At 71.2% G+C, this 9567-nt stretch carries 9 protein-coding genes; 3 read left to right on the top strand and 6 right to left on the bottom strand.

The window, feature by feature from the left end:
• Window positions 1-125: 125 nt before the first annotated feature.
• From ACFV2S_RS30470 to ACFV2S_RS30450, 5 genes are all read right to left on the bottom strand, one after another.
• Window positions 126-1010, bottom strand: a complete 885-nt coding sequence (locus ACFV2S_RS30470; RefSeq protein ID WP_385566095.1) for an SPFH domain-containing protein — start codon at window positions 1008-1010, stop codon at window positions 126-128.
• A gap of 196 nt (window positions 1011-1206) precedes the next feature.
• On the bottom strand, window positions 1207-2037 hold the full coding sequence (locus ACFV2S_RS30465; protein WP_385566091.1) for an MBL fold metallo-hydrolase: 831 nt from the start codon (window positions 2035-2037) through the stop codon (window positions 1207-1209).
• Window positions 2034-2930 carry an NUDIX hydrolase gene (locus tag ACFV2S_RS30460; protein ID WP_385566086.1) on the bottom strand — a complete coding sequence of 299 codons (897 nt, stop codon included), beginning with the start codon at window positions 2928-2930 and terminating at the stop codon, window positions 2034-2036. The genes ACFV2S_RS30465 and ACFV2S_RS30460 overlap by 4 nt, the downstream gene beginning before the upstream one ends.
• A gap of 141 nt (window positions 2931-3071) precedes the next feature.
• On the bottom strand, window positions 3072-3542 hold the full coding sequence (locus ACFV2S_RS30455) for a RidA family protein (protein WP_383795546.1): 471 nt from the start codon (window positions 3540-3542) through the stop codon (window positions 3072-3074).
• Window positions 3539-3697, bottom strand: coding sequence for a DUF4177 domain-containing protein (locus tag ACFV2S_RS30450; protein ID WP_015034547.1), 159 nt, complete (start codon window positions 3695-3697; stop codon window positions 3539-3541). Before ACFV2S_RS30450 ends, ACFV2S_RS30455 begins: the two co-directional genes overlap by 4 nt.
• Before the next feature lie 122 nt (window positions 3698-3819).
• Here ACFV2S_RS30450 and ACFV2S_RS30445 point away from each other — a divergent pair, with 122 nt between their 5' ends.
• Window positions 3820-4782, top strand: a complete 963-nt coding sequence (locus tag ACFV2S_RS30445; protein ID WP_385566081.1) for an ArsA family ATPase — start codon at window positions 3820-3822, stop codon at window positions 4780-4782.
• Window positions 4783-4868: 86 nt separating this feature from the next.
• Window positions 4869-6164 carry an ArsA family ATPase gene (locus ACFV2S_RS30440; protein WP_385566258.1) on the top strand — a complete coding sequence of 432 codons (1296 nt, stop codon included), beginning with the start codon at window positions 4869-4871 and terminating at the stop codon, window positions 6162-6164.
• Window positions 6165-6384: 220 nt separating this feature from the next.
• On the opposite strand, the gene ACFV2S_RS30435 is transcribed toward ACFV2S_RS30440, so the two are convergent.
• Window positions 6385-6729: a WhiB family transcriptional regulator gene (locus ACFV2S_RS30435; RefSeq protein WP_015034550.1), complete on the bottom strand. Its 345-nt coding sequence runs from the start codon at window positions 6727-6729 to the stop codon at window positions 6385-6387.
• A 416-nt stretch (window positions 6730-7145) separates the two neighbouring features.
• On the opposite strand from ACFV2S_RS30435, the gene ACFV2S_RS30430 reads away from it, so the two are divergent.
• Window positions 7146-9377 carry a transglycosylase domain-containing protein gene (locus tag ACFV2S_RS30430; RefSeq protein WP_385566078.1) on the top strand — a complete coding sequence of 744 codons (2232 nt, stop codon included), beginning with the start codon at window positions 7146-7148 and terminating at the stop codon, window positions 9375-9377.
• Window positions 9378-9567 lie beyond the last annotated feature (190 nt).

The raw sequence follows: 9567 nt of genomic DNA, 5'->3' as shown, positions 1-9567 counted from the left end.
GCGGCCGCCGCCGCCCGGGCCCCCCCCGCGCGCCCCGCGGCGCCGGCCGCGCCCCCCGCCCCCCGCCGGCGGGCGGGGCCGGCGCCGCCGGCCGCCCCCCCCCCCCCCCGCGTCCTGCGGCACGGTCAGCGCTTCGACCCGTCCACGATCACCGGGGCGGAGCCGGCGTTCCCGCAGGGCACCGCGTAGACCGGGTTCTTCGCCGCGGCATCCTTGTACGCGTCGATGCACTGGTTCATCAGGACCTTGTCCGTCAGCGATTCGTTGAGGATCTTGTTGGCGCGGGCGATGCCCTCGGCCTCGATCCGGCGCCGGTCGGACTCGGCCTTCGCCGTGCGGGAGGCCTCCAGGGCCCGCTCGGTCGCCTGCTGCTGCTGGATCTTGCGGTCGATCTGGGCCTGGAGGGAATCCGAGGGCTTCACGTTGCGCAGGTTGACCGTGGTCACGTCGATGCCGCGCGGAGCCAGGCGCTCCGTGATCAGGCGGCCGAGCTCGGCGTTGATCTTCTCGCGGTCGGAGGCGTAGCCCTGCTCGCTCGTGTAGTGGGCGAAGACGTTACGGACGATCTCGCGGCTGTCGGGGTAGACGAGGCGCTGCTGAATGGCGTCCTCGCTGCCCGCCAGCTTGTACAGCTCGACGGCCTTCGCCTGGTCGACGGACCACTTCACGGTCACCTCGGCGTACATGACGCCGCCCTGCGAGGAGCGGACCTCGACCACGTCCTTGTCGGAGAGGTTCAGGTCGACCGGGCGGGTGGAGAAGGTCGTGACGTCCGTGAACGGCGACTTCACGTGCATGCCCGAGGTCATCGGCTTGCCCACCTTGCCGAAGGCGACCGGGACGCCGACCTCGTACGCGCTGATCACGTACGTCATGCTCACGATCAGAGAGAAGACGCCGGCCAGGACCGCGCCGAGGGCGCCGAACTTCAGCCCCGCGGAGTCGTTGGCTCGGCCTACGAAATAGAGCACCACTGCGGCTATGACCAACAGGATGGCGATGACGAACACGGGCGTTCCCCCCGAAAGCTACGGCCAGAAGTAAGCGGAGCGTAAAACACAGGTCAGGAACGCAAAAAGGCCGGGGGCCGCCTCGGGACAGGATCGTGACGACCGGGGCCCCTCCCCCGGCCCCCAGGGCACGCCCAGGGGCTGTGCTTTCGGATCAGGCCCCGCGAGCCCGGCCCGATACGGAGACGGACCGGCCCTAGACCAGTCCGTGCTCCCTCAGGTACTCCAGCTGGGCCCGTACGGACAGCTCGGCCGCCGGCCACAGGGAGCGGTCCACGTCCGCGTACACGTGGGCGACGACCTCCGCCGCCGTCCGGTGCCCGGCCTCGACCGCCGTCTCGACCTGGGCGAGCCGGTTCGCCCGGTGCGCGAGGTAGAACTCCACCGCACCCTGGGCGTCCTCCAGGACCGGCCCGTGCCCCGGCAGGACCGTGTGCACCCCGTCGTCGACGGTCAGCGAACGCAGCCGCCGCAGCGAGTCCAGGTAGTCCCCGAGGCGCCCGTCCGGGTGCGCGACCATCGTCGTCCCGCGCCCCAGGATCGTGTCGCCCGTCAGCACAGCCCGGTCGGCCGGGAGGTGGAAGGAGAGCGAGTCCGAGGTGTGCCCGGGCGTGGGGACGACCCGGAGCTCCAGGCCGCCGACCGACACCACGTCTCCCGCGCCGAGGCCCTCGTCACCCAGCCGCAGCGCCGGATCGAGGGCCCGCACGGCCGTCCCGGTCAGCTCCGCGAAGCGCCCCGCGCCCTCCGCGTGGTCCGGGTGGCCGTGGGTCAGCAGGGTCAGCGCGACCCGCTTGCCGAGCCGCTCGGCGGTGTCGATCACCCGACGGAGATGCCCGTCGTCGAGCGGACCCGGGTCGACGACGACCGCGAGGCCGGAGCCCGGCTCGGAGAGGAGCCAGGTGTTGGTGCCGTCGAGGGTCATCGCGGACGGGTTCGGCGCCAGGACGTTCACGGCGCGGTCGGTCGCGGGCCCGGAGGCCACGAGCCCGCGCGGCTGCCCCGGCAGGGCGGCGGCGTCGCTCATCGCTCACCCCCGGCGGGGATGACCTTGGTGAACTCCTCGTGCCCCGGCCAGCTCAGGACCAGCTCGTCGCCCTCCAGGCGCGCCTGCGCGAGGATGGGGGCCAGGTCCTGCTCCGCGGCCGCCGCCAGCGCCTCGGCGGCCGTCCCGTACGGCTCCAGGGTGCGCAGGGTCGAGATCGTCGGCGGCATCATCGTCAGCTCGCCCCGGTCGTAACCGGCGGCGGCCTCCGACGGGCGGATCCAGACCGTGCGGTCCGCCTCCCCGGAGACGTCCCGGGTGCGCTGGCCGGCCGGGAGCGCCGCCACGAAGAACCAGGTGTCGTACCGCCGCTGCTCGAACTCCGGGGTGATCCAGCGGGCCCACGCGCCCAGCAGGTCCGAGCGCAGGACGAGGCCGCGCCGGTCCAGGAAGTCGGCGAAGGACAGCTCGCGGGCGACCAGGGCCTCCCGGTCCCGTTCCCAGTCCTCGCCGGTCGTGTCGCCGACGACGCCCTCCTCGGTCTCCCCGGCGAGCAGCACGCCCGCCTCCTCGAACGTCTCGCGCACGGCGGCGCAGACCACGGCCTGGGCCTGTGCCGCGTCGTCGAGGCCCAGCCGGGCCGCCCACGTCTCCAGGGACGGGCCCGCCCAGCGCACCGGCTGCTCGTCGCGCGGGTCGACGCCGCCGCCGGGGTAGGCGTACGCGCCGCCCGCGAAGGCCATCGAGGTGCGTCGGCGCAGCATGTGGACGTCGGGCCCGGCGGCCCCGTCCCGCAGGAGCAGGACGGTGGCGGCGCGCCGGGGCGTCACCGGGGTGAGCTCGCCGGCGGCGAGGGCGCGGATACGGTCGGGCCACTCCGCGGGGTACCACTGACCGTTCGACTGCTTCGCCTGCTTCGGCTGACCATTCGACATGGCCGGATGCTATGCGCAAGCATCGGAATGCACGAGAGCCGGTTTCCCAGGGCTGTGGAAAACCGGCTCCCGTCGCACGGAGCCGTACGAGGCGTACGAGGTGTACGAGGTGTACGAGGTGTACGAGGCGTACGAGGGTGATCAGGCGTCGACGAGCTCGACCTGGACCTCGACCTCGACCGGCGCGTCGAGCGGCAGCACGGTGACGCCGACGGCGCTGCGGGCGTGCACGCCCTTCTCGCCGAGGATCTCGCCGAGCAGCTCGCTGGCGCCGTTGATGACGGCGGGCTGGCCGGTGAAGTCGGCGGCGGAGGCGACGAAGCCCACGACCTTCACGACGCGCTTGATGCGGTCGAGGTCACCGGCGACCGACTTCACGGCCGCGAGCGCGTTGAGCGCGCAGGTGGCGGCGAGCTGCTTGGCCTCCTCCGGCGTGACCTCGGCGCCGACCTTGCCGGTCACCGGGAGCTTGCCCGCCACCATCGGGAGCTGGCCCGAGGTGTAGACGTACACGCCGGACTGCACGGCCGGCTGGTAGGAGGCGATCGGCGGCACGACCTCGGGCAGGGTCAGTCCGAGCTCGGCGATCCGCGCCTCGACGGCCCCGCTCACGACTTGGCCCGCTTCAGGTAGGCCACGAGCTGCTCGGGGTTGTTCGGCCCGGGAACGACCTGGACGAGCTCCCAGCCGTCCTCGCCCCAGGTGTCCAGAATCTGCTTGGTCGCGTGCACCAGAAGCGGCACCGTGACGTACTCCCACTTGGTCATGGGGCCGACTGTATCCGCTGTGCTCCCCGCTCCCTTCCCGGCTCCCCCGAGGCAGGCCCTAGGGGGCTTCTCAGGGGCGGCCTCCTGATTGCGCACGGCCGCCAGTGGTTAGGCTCGACTGTGTGAGCAGGCTCCAGGTCGTCAGCGGCAAGGGCGGTACCGGTAAGACGACGGTCGCCGCCGCCCTCGCCCTCGCCCTCGCGACGGAGGGGAAGCGGACCCTCCTCGTCGAGGTCGAAGGCAGGCAGGGCATCGCACAGATCTTCGAGACGGAGACCCTTCCGTACGAGGAGCGCAAGATCGCCGTCGCCCCGGGCGGCGGCGAGGTGTACGCGCTGGCGATCGACGCCGAGCGCGCTCTCCTCGACTACCTCCAGATGTTCTACAAACTGGGCGGCGCGGGGCGGGCCCTGAAGAAGCTGGGCGCGATCGACTTCGCGACGACGATAGCGCCGGGCGTCCGGGACGTGCTGCTGACCGGGAAGGCCTGCGAGGCGGTCCGGCGGCGCGAGAAGGACGGCCGTCCCGTCTACGACCACGTGGTGATGGACGCGCCGCCCACCGGCCGCATCACCCGCTTCCTCAACGTGAACGACGAGGTCGCGGGCCTGGCCAGGATCGGCCCGATACACAACCAGGCCCAGGCCGTCATGCGCGTCCTCAAGTCCCCCGAGACCGCGGTGCACCTGGTGACCCTCCTGGAGGAGATGCCGGTCCAGGAGACCGCGGACGGCATCGCGGAGCTGAGGGCCGCCGAACTGCCGGTGGGCAGGGTCGTGGTGAACATGGTTCGTCCGCACGTCCTCGACGAGGCGGCGGTACGGGCCGCCTCCGGCGACCACCGGGAGGCGATCGCGCGGACCCTGGCCTCCGCCGGTGTCACGGGCGGCGCGCTCCTGGTCGAGCCGCTGCTCGACCAGGCCTCCGAGCACGCGCGGCGGGTGGAGCTGGAGCGGGCGCAGCGCTCGGTCCTGGACGGCGTCGGCGTCCCCGCGTACGAACTCCCCTTCCTGGGCGACGGGGCGGACATCGCGGGGCTCTACCGGCTGGCGAAGGAACTACGGAAGCAAGGGGTGGGCGCGTGACGGAGAAGGCAGGCGCCGGGGCCGCGGGCGCCGAAGCGGCCCCCGCCGACGGGCTCGACCACGCGCCCGTCCTCGACCTCGATCCGATCCTCGACGACCGGGGGACGCGCATCATCGTCTGCTGCGGCGCGGGCGGGGTCGGCAAGACGACCACGGCGGCGGCCCTGGGCGTGCGGGCGGCGGAGCGCGGCCGGCGGGTCGTCGTCCTCACCATCGACCCGGCGCGACGGCTCGCCCAGTCCATGGGCATCGACTCCCTCGACAACACCCCGCGCAAGGTCGACGGCATCAAGGGCTCCGACGGCGGCGAGCTGCACGCCATGATGCTCGACATGAAGCGGACCTTCGACGAGATCGTCGAGGCGCACGCGGAGCCCGAGCGTGCGCGGGCGATCCTGGAGAACCCCTTCTACCAGTCCCTGTCCGCCGGATTCGCCGGTACGCAGGAGTACATGGCGATGGAGAAGCTGGGCCAGCTCAGAGCCCGCGACGAGTGGGACCTGATCGTCGTCGACACCCCGCCGTCCCGGTCCGCGCTGGACTTCCTGGACGCGCCGAAGCGGCTCGGGTCCTTCCTCGACGGGAAGTTCATCAAGCTGCTGATGGCCCCGGCGAAGGTGGGCGGCCGGGCCGGGATGAAGTTCCTCAACGTCGGCATGTCGATGATGACGGGGACCCTGGGGAAGCTGCTGGGGGGTCAGTTCCTCAAGGACGTGCAGACGTTCGTGGCGGCGATGGACACGATGTTCGGCGGCTTCCGGACCCGCGCGGACGCCACGTACCGGCTGCTCCAGGCCCCGGGCACGGCCTTCCTCGTGGTCGCGACCCCGGAGCGGGACGCACTGCGCGAGGCCGCGTACTTCGTGGAGCGGCTGGCCGCCGAGGACATGCCGCTGGCCGGGCTCGTCCTCAACCGCGTCCACGGCAGCGGCGCCTCCGGGCTGTCGGCGGAGCGGGCGCGGGCCGCCGCGGAAAATCTTGACGAGCGGCGCATTGTGGATCAGGGGGGCGGGAAGGCTGCTCTGGGTGGCTCCCCGGCCACCGAAGCCGAGCACGAGCCCGAACCCGAGCACGAGCCGAACGATCTCGCCACCGCCGCCGCACCGCACCCCGTATCCGAGGCTGCCCCCACAGCCGAACCGGCACAGGAAACAGACGCGTCGGACGTCGACGTACGTCTTCTCACCGCGGGACTTCTACGCCTGCATGCCGAGCGCATGCGGGTGCTCGCGCGTGAACAGCGCACGCGTGACCGCTTCACCGCGCTCCACCCCGAGGTGGCGGTGACCGACGTGGCCGCCCTGCCCGGCGATGTGCACGACCTCGCCGGGCTGCGGGCCATCGGTGACCGGCTCACGGCGGGACGGACGCCCTCGGCCTGAGCCGTCTCGCGTACGAGTACCCGTATCCGTACGCGTACCCACGCCGTCACACACGGGCCGGGACCAGCCGACCAGGGCGTACGAATCGGACCAGCCGACCACGACGCACGGTCCGGGGCGCCACGGGACCAGACCGCGACGCGGGGTCCAGGGCACGGGACCAGCCGACCACCACGCACGGTCCGGGGCCGGGACCAGCCGACCGGCGTGCGGATCGGGGCTAGCCGACCGCCGCGTACGCCTCGTACGTGGCGTCGTCCTCGATCGCCACGGGCAGCAGGCCCGCTCCGCGCTCGTACTCGGTCCGCGCGGTCTCCAGGAGCCGGCGCCACGAGGTGACGGTCGGCCTCCTGCGGAGCAGGGCACGGCGCTCGCGCTCCGTCATGCCGCCCCACACGCCGAACTCCACGCGGTTGTCGAGGGCGTCGGCGAGGCACTCGGTCCGCACCGGGCATCCGGTGCACACCGCCTTTGCCCTGTTCTGCGCCGCTCCCTGCACGAAAAGTTCATCCGGATCGGTAGTGCGGCAGGCCGCCTGCGCACTCCAGTCAGCTACCCAGCCCATACCGGCGCCGTCCTCTCCCGAATCGAGGCTCCCCCACGGCGGCAGCGGCATATTCACCGCTGCCAGTTGGGACGTTACGGAAGGTGGGCACAGCGCAACACCCCCTTCGGGCCCAATCTTGAATGGTCCGAACGGACTATGCGTACGCGTCAGATCACCCAGGGGAGTGATCGAAGGACATGCGTGAGGTAGCGGACATATCACCCAGATACGCCCGTCCTTGACGGGTCCACTTCGGACACCGTGTGACGCATGAGCCGGAATCGGGCACGAGCTTCCCGTGTTTCGGGGTCACGGGAATTCATACCGATGTCACGCACGGGTCTTGATGCGCGACCACACTGCTGTGACAGTTGGGAGCAGCTTAGGCCAAGGCATATACGTGTGTCCGGCGAATGAGAACGTAGGCTGCCCCCATGGCAAAGAAGCGCTCGGGCGGTGGTCTGACCGGGACCCAGCAGGCCGCCAAGTTCCTCGGTGTCAGTGTGCTCGCCGGAGCCGTGCTGGCGGGCATCGCCCTGCCCGCGGCCGGCGCACTCGGTCTGGCCGCGAAGGGGACGGTGGAGGGGTTCGACGAGATCCCCTCCAACCTGAAGACCCCACCGCTGAGTCAGCGCACCACGATCCTGGACGCCGAGGGCGGTCTGATCGCCACGGTGTACTCGCGGGACCGGAAGGTCGTGCCGATCGACAAGATCTCCCCGTACATGCAGAAGGCGATCGTCGCGATCGAGGACGGCCGCTTCTACGAGCACGGGGCGATCGACCTCAAGGGCGTGCTGCGCGCCATCAACCGCAACGCGCAGTCGGGCGGGGTCGCGCAGGGCGCGTCCACGCTGACCCAGCAGTACGTGAAGAACGTCTTCGTCGAGGAGGCCGGTGACGACCCCGAGAAGGTCGCCCAGGCCACCCAGCAGACGATCGGCCGCAAGGTCCGCGAGCTGAAGTTCGCGATCCAGGTCGAGGAGGAGCTGGGCAAGAAGAAGATCCTGGAGAACTACCTCAACATCACGTTCTTCGGGCAGCAGGCCTACGGCATCGAGGCCGCCTCGCAGCGGTACTTCTCCAAGCCGGCCGCCGACCTGTCCCTGGGCGAGGCGGCGATGATGGCCGGCCTCGTCCAGTCGCCGAGCCGCTACGACCCGATCAACGACATCCAGGAAGCCACCAAGCGCCGCAACGTGGTCCTCCAGCGGATGGCCGACGTGAAGGACATCAGCCAGGCCGAGGCGGACAAGGCGAAGGCCACTCCGCTCAAGCTGAAGGTCAAGACCCCGAAGAACGGCTGCATCACCGCCGTCGACGGCGCCGGCTTCTTCTGCGACTACGTCCGCAAGACGATCCTCAACGACGCGACCTTCGGCAAGACGGCCGAGGAGCGGCAGAAGCTGTGGAACCTGGGTGGTCTCACCATCAGGACCACGCTCGACCCGCGCGCGCAGGCCGCCGCCAACGAGGCCGCCATCGCGAAGATCAACAAGGACGACCCGGTCGCCGCCTCGGTGGTCCAGGTCCAGCCGAAGACCGGCCGCATCCTGTCCATGGGCCAGTCCCGCCCGTACGGCCTGGACCAGAAGCAGCACCAGACGACGCTGAACCTGGCCGTCGGCAGCAAGATGGGCGGCACGACGTACGGCTTCCAGGTCGGTTCGACGTTCAAGCCGATCACGGCGGCGGCGGCGCTCGAGAAGGGCATCAGCCCGGCGACGAGCTTCAACGACCCGGCGCAGATCAACATCGGCGAGAACGAGTACACCCGCTGCGACGGCAAGCCCTCCGGTTACGCGAACTGGGAGGTGAACAACGAGATGGAGTCGGAGAAGGGCGTCTTCGACATGACCAGCGCCCTCGGCAAGTCCATCAACACCTACTTCGCCCGCCTGGAGCAGATGGCCGGTCTCTGCGAGACGCTGACCATGGCGAAGAACGTCGGCTACGAGCGCGAGCTGGGCAAGGCCATCAAGCAGAGCCCGTCCGCCACCCTCGGCAGTGTCGAGAGCACCCCGCTCGACATGGCGTCCGTCTACGCGACCTTCGCCAACCGCGGCATCTACTGCACGCCGATCGCCATCGAGTCGATCAAGGCCGCCAACGGCGACAAGCTGAACGTGCCGCAGACCAAGTGCACGCGCGCCATGAGCGACCGGACCGCCGACACCGTCAACCAGATGCTGAAGGGCGTCGTCGAGGACGGCACCGGTACGAAGGCCGGCCTCAGCGACCGCGACAACGCGGGCAAGACCGGTACCACCAACGACCGCAAGGACGCCTGGTTCGTCGGCTACACCCCGAACCTGTCCACGGCCGTCTGGGTCGGTGACGACGTCGGCGAGAAGAAGTCGATGTACAACATCACCATCGGCGGCGAGTACTACGACAAGGTCTGCGGTGGCTGCCTCCCCGGCCCCATCTGGAAGATCGCGATGACGGGCGCCCTGGACGCCGGCCAGACCCCGACCTTCGTCCCGGTCTCCGTGCCGCGGGCCGAGAAGCCCAAGGACCCGAAGGAGGGCGACGAGGGCCCGAACAAGCCCCGTAAGCCCCGCGACGGCAAGCCCGGCGACACGAAGCCGAACATCCCCGGGATCACGCTCCCGACGGACCTGATCGGCGGCGGCGACGGACGCGGCAACGGCCGCGGCCGCTAACCGCTTACACGGCCACCACGGCGGCGCCGCTGCCGCCACGGCCGACACGCCGGCGCCTCCGCTGACGCGTCGATACGGGAGAGGGGGGGGGGGCGGCGCCGGGGGGGGGGCGCGGCCGCCCGACGCACGGGCGGGGGGGGGCCCGGCCCGGCCGCACGGCGGCGGCGGCCCCGCCGCCCCCCCGCGCGGC

Origin of the sequence: Streptomyces sp. NPDC059695 (genome assembly GCF_042733785.1) — a bacterium.
Classification (GTDB): Bacteria; Actinomycetota; Actinomycetes; order Streptomycetales; family Streptomycetaceae; genus Streptomyces.
Note: the sequence above shows the minus strand (reverse complement) of the source record. Positions and strands in the feature narration are given on the sequence as shown.